The 17,422-nt window shown below is 61.4% G+C and carries 15 protein-coding genes; 2 read left to right on the forward strand and 13 right to left on the reverse strand.

Annotated elements, in window-relative coordinates:
* Positions 1-71: 71 nt before the first annotated feature.
* The 12 genes from OSJ75_RS11730 to OSJ75_RS11785 form a co-directional block, all read right to left on the reverse strand.
* Complete coding sequence (locus OSJ75_RS11730) at positions 72-1,109, reverse strand: alpha/beta fold hydrolase (RefSeq protein WP_267228176.1); 1,038 nt, start codon at positions 1,107-1,109, stop codon at positions 72-74.
* A gap of 723 nt (positions 1,110-1,832) precedes the next feature.
* A complete protein-coding gene (locus tag OSJ75_RS11735) occupies positions 1,833-2,585 on the reverse strand; it encodes a FadR/GntR family transcriptional regulator (RefSeq protein WP_267228177.1) in 753 nt (250 codons plus the stop codon).
* Position 2,586: 1 nt separating this feature from the next.
* Positions 2,587-3,564: a galactofuranose ABC transporter, permease protein YjfF gene (gene yjfF, locus OSJ75_RS11740; RefSeq protein ID WP_267228178.1), complete on the reverse strand. Its 978-nt coding sequence runs from the start codon at positions 3,562-3,564 to the stop codon at positions 2,587-2,589.
* A complete protein-coding gene (locus tag OSJ75_RS11745) occupies positions 3,561-4,577 on the reverse strand; it encodes an ABC transporter permease (RefSeq protein ID WP_250018938.1) in 1,017 nt (338 codons plus the stop codon). Before OSJ75_RS11745 ends, yjfF begins: the two co-directional genes overlap by 4 nt.
* Positions 4,574-6,094 (reverse strand): galactofuranose ABC transporter, ATP-binding protein YtfR, encoded by a 1,521-nt coding sequence (gene ytfR / locus OSJ75_RS11750; RefSeq protein WP_371929572.1) that lies wholly within the window; start codon positions 6,092-6,094, stop codon positions 4,574-4,576. The genes OSJ75_RS11745 and ytfR overlap by 4 nt, the downstream gene beginning before the upstream one ends.
* Positions 6,095-6,165: 71 nt before the next feature.
* The gene (gene ytfQ, locus OSJ75_RS11755) at positions 6,166-7,122 is read right to left on the reverse strand and encodes a galactofuranose ABC transporter, galactofuranose-binding protein YtfQ (protein ID WP_267228274.1); all 957 of its coding nucleotides are present in this window, start codon (positions 7,120-7,122) and stop codon (positions 6,166-6,168) included.
* 229 nt (positions 7,123-7,351) lie between these two features.
* On the reverse strand, positions 7,352-8,182 hold the full coding sequence (locus OSJ75_RS11760; RefSeq protein ID WP_267228179.1) for a carbohydrate ABC transporter permease: 831 nt from the start codon (positions 8,180-8,182) through the stop codon (positions 7,352-7,354).
* Positions 8,179-9,057: a carbohydrate ABC transporter permease gene (locus OSJ75_RS11765; protein ID WP_371929582.1), complete on the reverse strand. Its 879-nt coding sequence runs from the start codon at positions 9,055-9,057 to the stop codon at positions 8,179-8,181. The genes OSJ75_RS11760 and OSJ75_RS11765 overlap by 4 nt, the downstream gene beginning before the upstream one ends.
* A gap of 85 nt (positions 9,058-9,142) precedes the next feature.
* Positions 9,143-10,414: an extracellular solute-binding protein gene (locus OSJ75_RS11770; RefSeq protein ID WP_267228275.1), complete on the reverse strand. Its 1,272-nt coding sequence runs from the start codon at positions 10,412-10,414 to the stop codon at positions 9,143-9,145.
* Positions 10,415-10,480: 66 nt separating this feature from the next.
* On the reverse strand, positions 10,481-11,551 hold the full coding sequence (locus tag OSJ75_RS11775) for an ABC transporter ATP-binding protein (RefSeq protein WP_267228181.1): 1,071 nt from the start codon (positions 11,549-11,551) through the stop codon (positions 10,481-10,483).
* A gap of 9 nt (positions 11,552-11,560) precedes the next feature.
* Positions 11,561-13,072, reverse strand: coding sequence for an alpha-N-arabinofuranosidase (locus OSJ75_RS11780; protein WP_250018944.1), 1,512 nt, complete (start codon positions 13,070-13,072; stop codon positions 11,561-11,563).
* A gap of 124 nt (positions 13,073-13,196) precedes the next feature.
* The gene (locus OSJ75_RS11785; protein WP_250018945.1) at positions 13,197-14,126 is read right to left on the reverse strand and encodes an ArsR/SmtB family transcription factor; all 930 of its coding nucleotides are present in this window, start codon (positions 14,124-14,126) and stop codon (positions 13,197-13,199) included.
* A 207-nt stretch (positions 14,127-14,333) separates the two neighbouring features.
* On the opposite strand from OSJ75_RS11785, the gene OSJ75_RS11790 reads away from it, so the two are divergent.
* The gene (locus OSJ75_RS11790) at positions 14,334-15,662 is read left to right on the forward strand and encodes an epoxide hydrolase family protein (protein ID WP_267228182.1); all 1,329 of its coding nucleotides are present in this window, start codon (positions 14,334-14,336) and stop codon (positions 15,660-15,662) included.
* Positions 15,663-15,716: 54 nt separating this feature from the next.
* Positions 15,717-16,103 carry a cupin domain-containing protein gene (locus OSJ75_RS11795; protein WP_416362560.1) on the forward strand — a complete coding sequence of 129 codons (387 nt, stop codon included), beginning with the start codon at positions 15,717-15,719 and terminating at the stop codon, positions 16,101-16,103.
* Between the two features lie 36 nt (positions 16,104-16,139).
* Here the strand turns inward: OSJ75_RS11795 and OSJ75_RS11800 are convergent, their stop codons facing one another.
* Complete coding sequence (locus tag OSJ75_RS11800) at positions 16,140-17,420, reverse strand: TRAP transporter large permease (RefSeq protein WP_250018948.1); 1,281 nt, start codon at positions 17,418-17,420, stop codon at positions 16,140-16,142.
* Positions 17,421-17,422 lie beyond the last annotated feature (2 nt).

Raw genomic sequence — 17,422 nt, forward strand, 5'->3', positions numbered from 1 at the left:
TGGCCGTGCGGCCGGCGACATTAATTCCGTTTCAGCGCGCGCGAGTAAAGCGGTTTCTCCACCGCCCCGGCTCAGAACTTCGCGACGTCGAGGATGGCCCGGGCGAAAGCCTGCGGCGCCTCCTGCGGCAGGTTATGGCCGATGCCGCCGGTCAATGTCCGGTGCTCATACCTGCCGGAGAACTTGCCCCTGTATGCCGAAGGCTGCGGATGCGGCGCGCCGTTGGCATCGCCCTCGAGGGTGATCGTCGGGATGGCGATGACCGGCGCCATTGCAAGCTGCTTCTCATACTCGTCGAATTGCGCCTCGCCTTCCGCCAGGCCGAGCCGCCAGCGATAATTATGGATCGTGACCTCCACATGGTCCGGATTGTCGAATGCCGCTGCCGAGCGATCGAAGGTTTCGTCGTCGAACTTCCATGTCGGCGACGCGGTGCGCCAGATCAGCCTGGCGAAATCATGCGTATTGGCCTGGTAGCCAAGCCGGCCCCGCTCGGTTGCAAAGTAGAACTGATACCACCAGGACAGCTCCGCCGCCGGCGCGAGCGGCTTGCTGTTCGCCGCCTGGCTGCCGATGAGATAGCCGCTCACCGAAACCATCGCCTTGCAGCGCCCGGGCCACAGCGCGGCCATGATATTGACCGTCCGCGCGCCCCAATCATAACCGCCGAGTATCGCCTTATCGACGCCGAGCGCATCCATGAAGGCAATCATGTCGGCTGCCAATGCCGCCTGCTGGCCGTTGCGCGGCGTCGCGTCGGAGAGAAAGCGCGTCGTGCCATAGCCGCGAAGATAGGGGACAAGCACGCGGTAACCGGCATCGGCAAGCAGCGGCGCGACATCGACATAGCTGTAGATGTCGTAGGGCCAGCCGTGAACGAGCAGGACGACCGGACCATCGGCAGGACCGGCTTCCGCATAGCCGATGTCGAGAACGCCGGCCTTGACCTGCTTCAGCGCCGCGAAGGATTTATGGCCACCGGCTGCGGCCGGCGCGGCGGTGGATGATTGCGCATGTCCGATCGCGCTCATGCCGAACTCGGCGGCGGCGACGGTCATGGCGGCTATACCGAAAAAGCGGCGGCGCTGCGGGTTGAATTCGAGGGTCATCATTTCTCTCCATCTCGGTTGTCTGCTGACGCCGAGAAAGCCAGCCGCATGTATCGCCGGTGTGTCGTGTCCGATCCGCAATTGCATGCGGATGTAACGGGAAGCCACCTTGATACATTGCGATACAATTCGCCTGGTGCAGCGCATCAGGAGGAGTTGCATTACCCTGCGTGCTTCATGGTTCGACAGGCATGCAGCAACACTTATCCCACTTTTTTGGATTAACCGGCAGTTTGGGGATGAATTTGGGGCCTCAGAAAAATATTTTTGAGGCCAGATGCCCTGCAAGCCGCTGATTTCGCTTGCAGTGAGCGCGAAACGACCCGCCAAAATGCGGGGGGATAAATGGAAACTTATCCCCCCTGTTTGAAGCTGGGGTATTCTGCACAAATCCTTTCCAGTGGGGGAGCAGCTTCCGGTGCTGTTTCGATTGCTGGGAAAGGATGGCGTTGCCGGACGGTCGGAAGTGACAACCCCGATTGGCCGGCAAACTGCAGATGGAAACGGAGGTGGCGCTTCGTTTTCCGGGTTGTTGCGTCTGACAAGCGCAACAATGGCAGGCAAAGACGTCGCGGGCGGTCTTCGGACCTCGACCCTGATTATAATACTGACGCGCTGAAGACCGCCCGTCTCCCCCCATTTTCAATGACCAGACGCGATTTTCGCGGGCGTGGTGCAGATTTTCCGTATCCGGCATCGCCAACAAGAGATTGCACCCCACCTTTACGCCGTAGCTTCCGGCATGGTTGCCAGCACCCGCACGGCGCCGTCGTCGATGACGTTCCGCATCGATCGCTTGGCGGCGCGGACATTGCCGTCCCGGATCGCATCGGCGATCGCCCGGTGGCGCGCCACCGTGTAATCATGCCTGTGGGCATTGGGTATGGGCGAGCTGATCGTGAAGGTCGTCACGAGCGCCACCTCGATCAGGGTGCTGATCGAGCGCATGAACGGATTCTGCGACGCATCGGCAATCGCCATGTGAAATTGCAGGTCGCTATCGACGAAATTCGACACGGACTGGCCGGCCTCCGCCATTTTCTCCACCCAGTGATAGAGCTTGTCCAGCTGCGGAGCGGTTCTGCGAAGGGCGGCGAGACCCGCCGCCTCCGGTTCGAGCGCCAGACGCATCTCCAGCAGGCTCATGAGGAATTCCGGCGTCGGCCCGGCCTCGAAATGCCATACCAGTATGTCCGGATCGAACAGGTTCCAATGCGACCTTTCCAGCACGCGGGTGCCGATCTTGGCGCGGGGCTGGATCAGCCCCTTGGCCGCCAGCGTCTTCAAGGCCTCGCGCAAGACGGTTCGCGAAACGCCGAACTGCTCGAACAATTCCGCGTCGCCCGGCAGGATGCTGTTCTCGGCATAGGCCCCGCTGACGATATTCAGCCCCAGCGCCCGCATGACGTGGCCGTGCTGGGTGTGCGACTGGCCGGCCGTGCGGAAATCGTAATTGCTGAGGTCGTGTCGTGGCAAATCATCCCCCAGTCGGCGCCGCGGATCGCCTGAGCGACAGGACCACCAGCACCCGCTGCAGTCCGATGAACGAGAAGAGCAGGACGCCGACGACGATCTTCGTCCACCAGCTGGAAAGGGTGCCGTCGAAGACGATATAGGTCTGGATAAGGCCCTGGATGATCACCCCGACAAAGGTGCCCGCAATATAGCCGACGCCGCCCGTCAGCAGCGTGCCGCCGATGACGACGGCTGCGATGGCATCGAGTTCGACACCGACCGTCGCGAGCGAATAGCCGGCCGACGTATAGAGGGAGAAGACGATGCCGGAGAGGCCGGAGAGGAAGCCGGACATGGCGTAGATGCCGATGGTCGTTCGCGCCACCGGCACGCCCATCAGTTCGGCGGAGCTGCGGTTGCCGCCGATGGCATAGATGTAGGAGCCGAACTTGCTGAAATGCGCAATGATCATGCCGACCACGAACACGGCTACCATCAGGCAGCCGATGAAGGTCAGCCTGCCGCCGCCGGGCAGGCGGTAGAACACGCCCTGCAAGGCGGCATAGAAGGGATGGTCGATCGGAATGGAATCCGTCGTCATGACGAAGCACATGCCCCGGGCGAGAAACATGCCGGCGAGCGTGACGATGAAGGCAGGCACCTGCAGATAGTGGATGATGATGCCCATCGCCGCGCCGAAGGCGGTGGTGATGGCCAGCGCGACCGCAAAGGCAACGAGCGGATGAACGCCGTGCTGGGTGATGAGCACGGCGAGCAGGACCCCGGTGAAGGCGATGACCGAGCCGACGGAAAGATCGATGCCGCCGGAGAGGATGACGAAGGTCATGCCGACGGCGGCGATGCCGAGGAAGGCATTGTCGGTGAGGAGATTGCCCGCCACCCGCGTCGAGAACATCGCCGGGAACTGGATGAGGCAGGCGGCATAGGCGATCAGGCAGATAAGCAGCGTCGCATAGAGAGGCAGGAGGCGGGTATTCATTGCTGTCTTGTCCCTTTTGCGCGAAATTCCCCCTTGAGGAACGCCCATCCGCCCAGGGATGAGAACGACTGCGCCAAGAGGATGACGATGATCACGAGCGCCTTCAGGATGAGGTTGTATTCCGGCGGAAAGCCCGAGAGCAGGATGCCGGTATTCATGGCCTGGATGATGATCGCGCCGATGGCGGACATGATCAGCGAGAAGCGGCCGCCGAACAGCGAGGTGCCGCCGATGACGACGGCGAGAATGGCGTCGAGCTCGAGCCAGAGGCCGGCATTGTTGGCGTCGGCGCCACGAATATCGGCCGCGATGATGATGCCGGCGAGCGCGGCGCAGACGCCGCAGAACCCGTAGATGACGAGCAGGAGCAGCTTGCTGTTCAGGCCCGCATAGCTGCTGGCGCTCCTGTTGACGCCGATGGATTCGATGAGCAGGCCGAGCGCGGTGCGCCGCACCAGCACGATCGTGACGGCGAGGAGGCAGGCGGCGATCAGGATGGGGACGGGTATGCCGAGAATGGCGCCGCTGCCGAAGAAGATCAGCCCGGGCTCGTTGAAGGTCACGATGGAACCTTCGGTGATGAGCTGCGCGATGCCGCGCCCGGTCACCATGAGGATCAATGTCGCCACGATGGGTTGCAGGTCGAAATAGGCGACGAGGACCCCGTTCCACAGGCCGCACAGGAGGCCGACGCCGATGGCTGCGATGACGGCGACCGGCACCGGATATCCCGCTACCGTCATCGTGGCGGCCAGCGCGCCCGAAACCGCCATGACCGCGCCGACGGAAAGGTCCACGCCGCGGCTGGCGATGACCGCCGTCATGCCGATGGCGAGGATGATGATCGGCGCACCGCGGTTGAGCACGTCGACGAGGCTGCCATAAAGCCGCCCGTCCTGGAACCGGATCTCGAAGAAGCCGGGAAATGCCAGGTAGTTGAGAAACAGGATCAGGGCGAGCGAGCCGAGCTGCGGCGCTGCCCGCGCCGCCGCCGGAATGAACATGTTCTTCATGCGGGAACTTCTCCGGTTTCCGTCGCGATCATCTGCATGATGTTGGACGTCGTGATCTCGTCGCCGGAAAGTTCGCCGAGATGCGTCCGATCGCGCAGCACGACGACGCGATTGCTATAGGCCACGATCTCGTCGATTTCCGAGGAGATGACGAGGAGTGCGAGCCCCTTGTCGCAAAGCTCGTTGATGAGCGTGATGATTTCCGCATGCGCGCCGACATCGATGCCGCGCGTCGGCTCGTCGAGGATGAGGAAGCGCGGATTGGTGGCGAGCCAGCGGGCGAGGATCACCTTCTGCTGGTTGCCGCCCGAAAGCAGCTTGACGGGCTTTTCGATATCGGTGGTGCGGATGTCGAGCGCCTTGACGAAGCGGTCGGCCATGGCTGTCTGCTCGCGCTTCGGCAGGCGATTGAACCAGCCGCGGTGCGCCTGCAGCGCCAGCGCGATATTCTCGCGGATGGAAAGATCGCCGATGATACCGTCGGATTTCCGGTCTTCCGGGCAGAGGCCGAAGCCGAGGGCGACCGCATCCTGCGGCGTGCGTATGCGAACCGCCCTGCCGTCGATCCAGGCTTCGCCCTTGTCGGCGGCGTCGATGCCGAACAGAAGCTTCGCGGTCTCGGTGCGGCCTGAGCCCAGGAGCCCGGCCATGCCGATGACCTCGCCCTCGCCAATGTCGAGGTCGAAGGGAGCGATGCTCCGGCTGCGCCCGACGCCCTTGAAGGAAAGCTGCCTCTCCTCGGGCGGCGGCCGGTGGCGCCGGTCGCCATGGGTGGCCACGGCAAGCGTGCGGCCCAGCATCATCTTGACGAGATCGAGCTTCGGCAGTTCGGAAGTCGGCGCGCTGCCGGCAAGCTTGCCGTTGCGCAGCACGGTGACATGGTCGCAGACCTCGTAGACCTGGTCGAGGAAATGCGTGATGAAGACGATGCCGAGGCCGCGGGCCTTCAACCGCCGGATCATGGCGAACAGAATCTCGACCTCATGGCGGTCGAGGCTGGCGGTTGGCTCGTCAAGGATGAGGATACGGCCGGACATGTCGACCGCACGGGCGATGGCGACCAGTTGCTGGATCGCGACGGAATAGCGCGACAGGTCCGATGCCACGTCGAGATGCAGGTCGTATTGCGCCAGTACCTCGCGCGCCCGCCGTTCCATCAGCCGCCGGTCGATGAAACCATATCGCGTCGGCTGGCGGCCGATGAACAGATTGTCGGCTACCGACATGTTGGGGAGCAGGTTCACTTCCTGGTAGACGGTGCCGATGCCGAGGCTTTGCGCATGATGCGTATCGCGCACATGCACCGGCTGCCCGTCGAGGCTGATCACGCCCGCATCGGGCTGGTGTACGCCGGTAAGCACCTTGATCAGCGTCGATTTCCCGGCGCCGTTTTCGCCGAGCAGCGCATGGACCTCGCCGGCCCTTATGGAAAAGTCGACGCCGTCGAGCGCCTTGAAACCGACGAAGGACTTGCCGATGCCTTCGACGGCAAGCACATTGGCTTTGTCCGTCATCACGCCCTCTCCCGCGAGCGAATTCCAAGAAAGGCCAGCCGCCCCGGAAAGGGCGGCCGGCGCGACGGGCTCTATCAGTAGCCGAGGCCCTTTTTCTCTTCGTAGACCTTCATCGGATCATCGGCCTGCGTGAAGAGTTTCGACTCGGTCTGGATCCATTTCGGCGGCGCCTTGCCGCTGTCCTTGAATTCCTTCAGCGCATCGAATGCGGGACCGGCCATATTGGGCGTCAGCTCGACCGTCGCATTGGCTTCGCCGTCGGCCATGGCCTTGAAGATATCCGGGACGGCATCGACCGAGACGACCAGAATATCCTTGCCCGGCTTCAGGCCCGCTTCCTTGATGGCCTGGATGGCGCCGACCGCCATGTCGTCATTATGGGCGTAGAGCGCGCAGATGCCCTTGCCGCCATTCTCTGCCTTGAGGAAGCCTTCCATCACTTCCTTGCCCTTCGACCGGGTGAAATCACCTGTCTGGCTGCGGACGATCTTGATGTTCGAGGCAGAGGCAATGCCCTCTTCGAAGCCCTTCTTGCGATTGATCGCCGGGCTGGAGCCGACGGTGCCCTGGAGCTCCAGCACCTTGCAATCCTTGTCGGCGACGGTCTTGGCCAGCCATTCGCCCGCCACCTTGCCTTCATGCACGGTATCGGAGGTCACGGCCGTCAGATAGAGGCTGTCATCGGCGGTCTCGATCGTGCGATCGAGCAGGATGACCGGGATATCGGCTTCCTTCGCTTCCGCAAGCACCGTGTCCCAGCCGGTCGCGACGACCGGCGCTATGAAGATGGCATCGACGCCCTGAGCGATAAAGCCACGGATGGCCTTGATCTGATTTTCCTGCTTCTGCTGCGCATCGGCGATCTTGAAAGCGATACCGCGCTTTTCCGCCTCGATCTTCGACACCGATGTCTCCGCGGCGCGCCAGCCGGATTCCGAGCCGATCTGCGAAAAGCCGACCGTCAGGTCGGCAGCACTTGCCGTTCCGAAACCTGCCACTGCGAACACACTGGCAAGCAAAATTCTCTTCATGGAAATCATGATTTCTCCTCCCGATAATCAATTCAACGCGAAAGATCCTCCCAGATCTGATTCAGTTATTATAATATAGTAATACAAATGGCAAGCGTGCTCAGAGACCGTTTCGCGCGGCGGTTGCAGCACACCCATGGGCCGATCAAGCGGACGGAAGAACCAGCCAGCCAAACGAAAATGGCCCGCTCGGAAGCGGGCCATTTTCCAGTCCAGTCGATGCTGTCGCTCAGCCCTTGACCCCGGACGAGATCATCACGGCCTGGGTCACCCTCTTCTGGAAGATCAGATAGGCGACGGCGACGGGCATCGCTCCGAGCAGTGCCACCGACATCAGGCGCGCATAGAACACGCCGAACGCGTCCTTGACCTGCGTGATGCCGACCGGGATTGTCATCATGTCTTCCGTCGTCACCGCGAGGAACGGCCAGAGGAACTGGTTCCAGGCCATGATGAAGGTGATGATGGCGAGCGCGGTCGTGATGCCCCAGTTCAGCGGCAGATAGATCTTGAACAGCAGCGTGTAGTCGCCGCCGCCATCCAGAACCACCGCCTCGCGCATCTCCTTCGGCACCGCGTCGAAGAACTGCTTGTAGACGATGATGACGACAGGGACGATGAGCTGCGGCAGGATGATGCCGGCCCATGTATTGATGAGGCCCATATCGTTCATCAGGATGAACTGGGTGACGACGAGGGCCTGCGACGGCACCATGAAGCTCGCCAGCACCACGCCATAGAGAATGCGCCGGCCCGGAAACCGCATCTGCGAGATGGCATAGGCGCACATCATGCCGGAGACGATCACCGTTACGGTGATGATGAGGGCGGTGCCGATCGAATTGATGTACCAGTTGACGAGATTGCTGTTCCAGAGGATGTCGACATAGGAGGAAAGGTTGAATTCGTCCGGCACGATGCCGGCGGCGTCGGACACCACGCGTTCTTCCGAACGAATGGACGTGATGAATGCCCAGTAGAGCGGAAATATCCACAATGCCGCGGCGAGGAAGGTGCAGGCCGTCAGCACCGCGTTTTCGATTTTCCTGATCGATCTCATCGCCGTCCTCCCGCACGAAGCAGCTGGAACTGCAGGATCGACAGCATTGCGATGATGACGAACAGCACCAGCGCGATCGTCGAGGCATAGCCGCCATGGTTGAGCTGGAAGGCCTCGCGGTAGACCATCAGCAGCAGCACATAGGACGAATTGAACGGACCGCCGCTGCTGAGCAGGTAGACCTGGTCGAAGATCTTCAACTGCAATATCAGCTGCAGCGTCAGCACCAGCGCCGTGACCGGCCAGAGCAGCGGCCATGTCACCCTGGCGAACAATTGCCACCGCGTGGCGCCGTCGAGCTGCGCCGCCTCGTAATAATCCTTCGGGATATTGCGCAGGCCGGCGATGAACAGCAGGACGTTGAAGCCATTGGTCCACCAGATCGTCACCGCAGCGACAGTCGGCATGACCCAATAGGGATTCTTGAACACGGGAACAGGCTTGCCGGTGAAGAATTCGATCATCGGCTGCAACACGCCGAACTGGAAATCCAGCATCCATGTCCAGATCTGCGTGACCACCGACACCGGCAATATGTAGGGCAGGAAGAATATGGCCAGCGCCAGCGCCTGCAGCGGCCCGCGCAAACGGGTGATCATCAGCGCGATGCCGAGCGCCAGCGCCGTCGTCGGAACCACCGTCAGCAGCACGAAATAGCCATTGTTCTTCAGCGATGTCAGGAACAGCTTGTCGGATAGAAGCCGTACGAAATTGTCGAGCCCGATCCACTCGCCGGGGCCGATAAGCGGCGAATTGGTGAAACTCAACTGCACGAGCCGGATCGTCGGGTAAAGGAAGACCAGCGCGAATATCAGTACGAACGGTGCAACGAGCGAGACGGCAACCGCCACCTCCTTCCGCCGGTTTGTCAGCACAGCCACGTCAGAAACCTCCCAGTATGCCCAGTGTGCCCAGTATCGATGCGAGGGGCCGCGCGCGAACGCACGGCCCGACAGCCGCTTATTTCAGCCGATCCTGCAGATCCTGCTTTATCTGTTCCGCCGCCTGCATCGGCTCGGCATAGCCGTGGATGGCGGGGGAGATGACATTGATTGCCGCGTCATAGGCCGGCGATGCGACGCCGGCGATCGGCGAGCGCGGATCGTAGGAGGCATTGTTCGCCAGCGCCGAATAGGTGGCGTTCGGCTCCATCTTCTTGAACGCCTCGCCCTCGGCCACTTCCTTATAGGCCGGGATGTGCCCGGCTTCAGCCCAGGCGAGCGAATTCTTCTCCATCCAGCCGATGACGGTCATGACCGCCTTGCGCTTTTCCGGCGACATCTTGTTGTTGGCGGGGATGGCGAAAGCGTGCGAATCCGCCCAGGAGGTCTGCGTGCCCATCAGGTTCGGAACCTGCACGGCGCCCCATTCATAGCCGAGCGTGCCCTTCTTCTCCATGTCGATCATGGTGGGAACTTCCCACACGCCATTCAGCGAGAAAGCCGATTTTCCGGCGGTGAACAGCGCGACCGAAGCCTCGTACTCCGCCTGTTCCGGCTGCCAGCCATTGCCGGCCCACCGGGTCATGACTTCGATCGCCTTGGCGGCCTTTTGCAGATTGTCGCCGGCCAGGACTTCCTTGCCCGTGATCAGCTCCCCGCCCTGCTGGCGCAGCAATGTATAGAAAACGCGGAAGGTGCCGCCATCGTCGCCCGTCGCGTAGGAAACCGGCGCTTCCGCGCCCTTCTCCTTCGCCAGCGCTAGCGCCTCTTCGAAATCCTGCAGATTGTTGATGCCGGTCAGCTTGCCATCGGCGTCGAGGAACTTCGTGTCCTTGAGATAGGACTTGTTGTAATAGAGCACGATCGAGTGGATATCGAACGGCACCGCATGGAGCTTGCCGTCATCCGAGCTCGCGGCCTTGACCGAGGCAGGGAAGAAGCTTTCCTTGGTCACGCCGGCATTCTTCAGGTCGTCGTCGGTGATCTCGTCGAGCACACCCTCCTCCAAGCCGAGCGGCATGCGCGACAGGTGATAGGTCATGACATCCGGCCCCTGCCCGACGGCGACGGAGGTGCGCACCTTCGTATAGAAGGGGATGCCCCATTCGAGCGTGGTGCCGGTGACCTTGATATCCGGGTGCTCCTCGTTGAAGCGGGTGATCAGCGCCTTCATGCGGACGCCATCGCCGCCGCTGAGGAAATCCCACCAGGTGACGTTTTCCACCGCCCAGGCCGGAATCGTCATGAGCGCCATCGCCGTGGCGGCAAGCAGAGTTTTGTATTGCATCAGAATTCCTCCATCATGTGAGGCCACCTCACTCCCGTCGGTGGCTATTGACCCAACTCCATGAAAGCGTCAGCGCAGCCGACGCCCATTCTCCGCAAAAACAAGGACGTCTTCCGGCGCCGCTCCGACCGCTATGGCCTTTCCATCGAGGCTGTTGCGGCGGCCGCGCATCTCGACGACGATGGGACGCCCGTCGGACAAGCGCGCATGCAGATAGGAAACGCCGCCGAGATCTTCCTCCATTTCAACTGTCGCCGGAATACCGCCATCGACCGGTTGCAGATGCTCGGGCCGCAGCCCGATCTTGATGCCGGTGCCGGCGGCAACCTCCGTGGTCACTCTTGCCGTCAGCTCCTGCTCTATTGCGTCGAGGCCGATGCGCAGCAGGCCGTCCTGCTGGCCGAGGGCCCGCCCGGCGAGAAAGTTCATGGCCGGCGATCCGATGAACCCGCCCACGAACTGATTGTCGGGATCGTCATAGAGTTCGAGCGGCCTGCCCGCCTGCTGCACCACGCCGCTCTTCAGGACGAAGATGCGATCCGCCAGCGTCATCGCCTCGACCTGGTCATGGGTGACGTAGATCATCGTCGCACCGATCTGCTTGTGCAGCCTTGCAAGTTCCAGCCGCATCTGCACGCGCAGCTCGGCATCGAGGTTCGACAGCGGTTCGTCGAACAGGAACACCTTTGGCTGCCTGACGATGGCGCGGCCGATGGCGACGCGCTGGCGCTGCCCGCCCGACAATTCGGAAGGCCGTTTCTTCAGGTGGTCCTCGAGATGCAGGATGCGCGCCGCCTCCTGCACCATGTCGTTGATGCGCGCCTTCGGCGTCTTCTTCAACCGCAGGGAAAAGGCCATGTTCTCGAAGACGGTCAGATGCGGATAGAGCGCATAGGACTGGAAAACCATGGCGACTTCGCGCCTGGCCGGTTCCACATGCGTGACGTCGCGGCCCTCGATGGAAATCGTGCCGCCGGTCGTATCCTCAAGCCCGGCGATCATGCGCAACAGCGTGGACTTGCCGCATCCCGAGGGTCCCACGAAAACGGCAAAGTCTCCGGTCGGAATTTCCATGCTGACATCGTGGATGACGTCGATGGGGCCGAAGCTCTTTTTCACATTGTTCAGAGTGATCCCCATGTCGCCGCCTCAATTCATCTTGAGGCGGAAGACATGATAGGAAAGCGGTGCGATGCTGCCCTTCAGATTGCCGTCCTCGACATCGACGCCCGCGCCCTGCCTTGGCACGACATGATCCGGCCGGTCGGGGCCATTGGTATCGTTGAGGCCGTAGCCTTCCATCGCATGATGCTCGAACAGCGCCGCCTTGGCAAAGCCGGTCAGGCTGACATCGAGCTCGGCCTTTTCGGTGAGGTGCCTGTTGACGACGAAGAGCGTCAGGACGCCCTCGCCCCGGTCATGGACCGCGGCAATGTCGAGATAGGACACGTCATCGGCGACACGGCAATCATATGTCGGCGCATCGACGGCGACGTTCAAGGCTTCGCCGCGTCCGTAGATCGAGGCGAACCGATAGGGATGATAGATCGTCTGGCGCCAGGCGGGACCGTTCTTCTCGGCGCGAATGGGGGCAATGACGTTCACCAGCTGCGCGATGCAGGCGATGCGCACGCGGTCCGAGCGGCGGATGAATTCATTCAGCAGGCCGGCGACGAACAGCGCGTCCTCGAAATTATAGGTTTCCTCCAGCAATGCCGGCGCCTCCGGCCAGTCCCATGTCCGCCAACGCTGGCTGTCCTCTTCGCGGATATGGTACCAGACGTTCCATTCGTCGAAGCAGATATGAACGTCGTTCTTCGCCCGCTTCTTCGACTTCACGTAGTCGATCGTGCCGGCAATGGTCTGGATATAACGGCCGGTCTCCTCGATCTTGCCGAAATAGTTCAGCGTGTCCTTGCTCTTGTTACCGAAATATTTGTGCAGCGAGATGTAGTCGACATTCTCGTAGCACTCTTCGAGCACTTCGCGCTCCCATTCGGGATAGGTCGCCATGCCGTCATTGGAGCTGCCGCAGACGATCGCCTCGATATCGCGGTCGAAGCTCTTGAACGCCTTGGCCGTCTCATTGGCGAGACGGCCATATTCGGTGGCGACCTTGTGGCCGATCTGCCAGGGGCCATCCATCTCGTTGCCGAGGCACCACATCTTGACCTGGTAAGGATCGGCCTTGCCATGCGACTGGCGCAGATCGCTCCATGCCGTGCCCGACGGGAAATTGACATATTCGAGGAAGTTGCGCGCATCGTCGAGACCGCGCGAGCCGAGATTGACGGCCAGCATCATTTCGATGCCCGCCATCTTGGCCCAGTCGGCGAACTCGTTGACGCCGATCTGGTTGCTCTCCTTCGAGCGCCAGGCAAGGTCGAGGCGAACCGGGCGCTGGTCCCTCGGACCGATGCCGTCCTCCCAGCGATAGGCCGAGACGAAATTGCCGCCCGGATAGCGAATGGCCGGAATGCGCAGGTCCTGCACGAACTTCAGGACATCCTTGCGAAAGCCCTGTTCATCGGCCTGGGGATGGCCGGGTTCGTAGATCCCGCCATAGATGGCACGCCCCATATGCTCGATGAAGGCGGAGTAGAGCCGCTCATCGATATCGCTGATCTTGAAATCCCTATGGACGGCCGCGCGAGCCTTCATTCTGCTTCCTCCTATATCCACGAACACGATATAAATCGTATTTTTGGATATAGACAGGCCAGCCGGTCGCACTTGTCAATGGCTAGAATGTGCTGCAGCGCACAACGCAGCGCCGGCTTCCGAACTAGGGCCTTGTTTTCAAACGCAAAATAATATCCTGGTCGTAATTGCCAAAACCGCGGCCAAATATGTTGATGCCGCCGGGGTGACGGCTATCCGCCTTGACCTCGACGCGCAACCGTATCGAGCGGTGCTCGTCAAGCGCGAGGTCGTCGGTGGTGACGTCGGATATCCTGTGGCCATCGACGAAGGTGCCCGTCGGGCCGACGGACCACGTCTTGAGCATTCCGTACTGCGATCCCTTCAGCTTCCACCAATCGGGCGTGTAGGTGCCCCTGCGGTCGCCATAATCGCCGGGCGAGGTCCAGACGCCGATCTCCCTGCCATTCACAGACAAGACGATATCGGATGGCCAGTTCGCCAGGGTTCCCGGAACCTCCGAGCTTACTTCCATAGCAATTTCAATGGCTTCTATACTATGGCCGCGCAATTTCGCATTGTTGGGAAACTGATATTCGACAAAGCCGCTGGTGAACCAGAGCAGGCTCGTCTTCATGCGCTCCGGATCCATGAAGGTTTCCGGCACGTCGAGAAGCCCGATTATTCCATTCACCGAACAGATGCCGCAGGGGCCTGTCACCGCATTGTTGGTATAAAGACCCAGCGGCATCGCTACTTCCACTATATCCGACGACAGCGCGGGCCGGGTCGGATTGAACGTGACGACGAGTTCGTCATAGACCGCAAAGCACATCTTCTGGTTGCCCTTGCGCGCTTTCTGCATCTCGGTGCGGACAAGCCCCGCATTTTCCAGCACCTGGAGATGCGCCGAAACGGATGATTGCGGCAGGCCGGATGCCTTTGCCAGGTCATTGACGTTCATGCCCGGCAGTCTGGACAATTCCTTCAAAAGCCTGATGCGCGGCATCGATGAGACGCCCTTGATGACGGCCAGGTCTTTTTCGGGGTCTATTACGAGAAAGTTGGAGTCCATTTTGCGTACCGACTGATCCGAGATTTACGCTTCATATCGGATTTATCGATTCAGATAAACGGATATTATCGATTTCTGCTGCTCCGGGCCGGTCAAGCCACAATCTGATACAGTTTCGGCCATTTCCTGAAACATTCGGGATACGCCGCTCCTTCATAAGCCTCCGCACCGATGTCGCACCCCGCGACAGCAACCATGGAGCGTCTCATGAAATATTCCCGTACGGATATCAGTCGCAATCGTCTCGCCGGCCAGGCCCTTGCCATAGCATTGGGCGCGGTGTTTCTGGCCCCTGCCGCCTATGCGCAGGCCTCCGGCAGCGCAGCCGTCAGCGCCGGGACCAAGGCCGCCAGCGAAAGCATACGGCCTTTCAGGATCGAAGTTCCCCAGCCGCAGCTGGACGAGCTTCGCCGGCGGATCGCTGAAACGCGCTGGCCCGACAAGGAAACGGTGGGCGACCTGTCGCAAGGCATCCAGTTGTCGCGTGTCCAGGATCTGGTTCGCTATTGGGGCAGCGATTACGACTGGCGCAAGGCCGAAGCCCAGCTCAACGCCCTGCCGCAGTTCATCACCACCATCGACGGCGTGGATATCCAGTTCATCCACGTGCGCTCCCGCCACCCCAATGCCCTTCCCGTCATACTCACCCACGGCTGGCCGGGATCGACATTCGAATTCATCAAGGCGATAGGACCGCTTACCGATCCGACGGCCTATGGCGGCCGTGCCGAGGATGCGTTCGACGTCGTAATTCCCTCCATCCCCGGCCATGGCTTTTCGCAGAAGCCCACCGGGCCCGGCTGGGGTCCCGACCGCGTCGCCGCTGCGTGGGACGTGCTGATGCAGCGTCTTGGATACACGCATTATGTTTCGCAGGGCGGCGACCATGGCTCCGTCATTTCCGACGCGCTTGCGCGGCAGGCGCCGAAGGGGCTGCTGGGTATCCATCTCAATATGCCGGCGACGGTTCCGGGCGCGCTCATGAAGGCGATCAACAGCGGCGATCCCGCGCCGGCGACGTTGTCCGAGGCCGAGCGCGAGGCCTATCAATCGCTGAGCACGTTCTTCGGCAGGAACGCCGCCTACGGTGCAATGATGGTGACGAGGCCGCAGACCATCGGCTACTCCCTCGCCGACTCGCCCGCAGGCCTGGCCGCGTGGATCTACGAGAAGTTCGCCCAGTGGAGCGACAGCGGCGGCGTCCCCGAGCGCGTTCTCTCCAGAGACGAGATGCTGAACGACATCACCCTGTACTGGCTGACGAATACGGGGGCGTCATCGTCACGCTTCTACTGGGAGAACAACAAAAACAATTTCGGCGCCGACGCGCAGAAAACGAAGGACATCAAGGTTCCCGTCGCCATCACGGTCTTCCCCGGAGAAATCTATCGCGCTCCCGAGAGCTGGAGCAGGCAGGCCTATCCAACGCTTCAATATTATCACCAGGTCGAAAAGGGCGGTCATTTCGCCGCCTGGGAACAGCCTGAACTTTTTGCCGGGGAGCTGAGAGAAGCCTTCAGGCCGCTGCGCCGATAAATCACCAACACAGACCAGCACCAACCATTCCGAAAGGACAAGACCATGAAACATATCCGCCATCTGGCAGCCTTGGCCCTCATCATGACCGCCGCCGCCTCGCTGCCTGCTTCGGCCGACGAGCCTCTGAAACGCACCGATCTGGTGCAGAGCGACATCGACATTCCCGGCCATGAGGCCGCACAGGTCCGTGTCGATTTCGCTCCGGGCGTGCTCGCACCGAAACACACTCATCCGGGCGAGGAGATCGCCTACGTTCTCAAGGGCACGATCGTCTATGAGCTCGAAGGCCGCGATCCGGTGACGCTTACCGAAGGGCAGTCGCTGTTCATTCCCTCCGGCGTTCCACATTCGGCGCGGAATATCGGCAAGGATACTGCCTCGGAACTCGCCACCTATATCGTCCGCAAGGGCGAGGCGGTCTTCGTCCCCGTCAAATGAAAATGCGGGGTGGGACGCGGGAAACCGCCCCCACCCTCACCTGAAGGCGAGATTGGGCAGCCAGAGTACCAGGCCGGGCACGAACAGCAGCACGGCGATAAGGGCGACGATGGCGGCAATGAACGGGATCGATTCGATTGAATATTCCTCGATCGAGACATTCATCAACGAGCATACCGCGAACATCGCCGAACCGCTGGGCCAGGTCATGCCGCCGAGAGTGACGATCGACATCATCAATATGCCGAAATGGACGGGGTCCATGCCCAGCTGCACGATGATCGGCACGAATATCGGCGTCAGCAGCAGCACCATGACGGTGCTGTCGAGGGCGAGCCCCGCCACCAGCAGGAAGACCAGGATGACCAGCACGATCAGGTTCGGATCGCTGATCCCGGCCAGCATCCAGCCGGCGAGTTCCTGGGGCACCTGCATATAGATGGTGGCATAGCCGACCATGCCGCTCATCAGGATGATGAGCATGATCAGGCCGACATCCGAGGTGGCCTGCCCGAAACTCCGCCAGACCTCCTCCAGCGTCAGCTGGCGATGGGCGAAAAAGCCGATGACCAGCGCATAGACGACGGCCGCCGAACCCACCTCGGAAGGCGTGAACAACCCGCCCCGGATGGCCAGAACCAGCGCCACGGGAAACAGCAACGCCCATTTGGCATCCCAGCAGGCAGTTCCAAGCGCCCGCAAGGTCGGCCGCGTGCTGTCGGCGACGACATATTTGCGCTTCTTGGCAATGAGATAGGTCGTGAGCATCAGGACGGCCATCATCAGGAAGCCCGGGACTATGCCGGCGAGGAACAGCCGCCCGATCGAGACATTGCCGACGAAGCCGTAGAGGATCAGCCCGATCGACGGCGGAATGGTTGCGGTGATCAGCGAGCCGACGGCGATGGCCGCGGCCGAGAAACCCTTGCCATAGCCCTTCGCCACCATTGTCGGGCCAAGGATGCGCGCTTCCATGGCGGCATCGGCGACGGCAGAACCCGAGACGCCGCCCATGAGCGTCGACAGCACGATGGCGACCTGCGCCAGCCCGCCGGACATCCAGCCGACGGAAACCAGCGCCACCTTCAGGAGGCGCGAGGTGATGCCGCTTGCATTCATCAGGTGCCCGGCAAGCACGAAGAACGGCACGGCGAGCAGCGGAAAGCTCTGGCTCATCGAGGCGATCTTCTGGACGCCGATCGACATCGGCATGCCCGGCGTGGTCATGAAGAAGATGAAGCCGGCTATCCCCGTCGCGAAGGCAACAGGCATGCCGACGACCATCAGGATCACAAAGACGATTGTAATGAGCAGCATGA

It is taken from the genome of Phyllobacterium sp. 0TCS1.6A (assembly GCF_026420825.1).
In the GTDB taxonomy this organism is placed as follows: Bacteria; Pseudomonadota; Alphaproteobacteria; order Rhizobiales; family Rhizobiaceae; genus Phyllobacterium.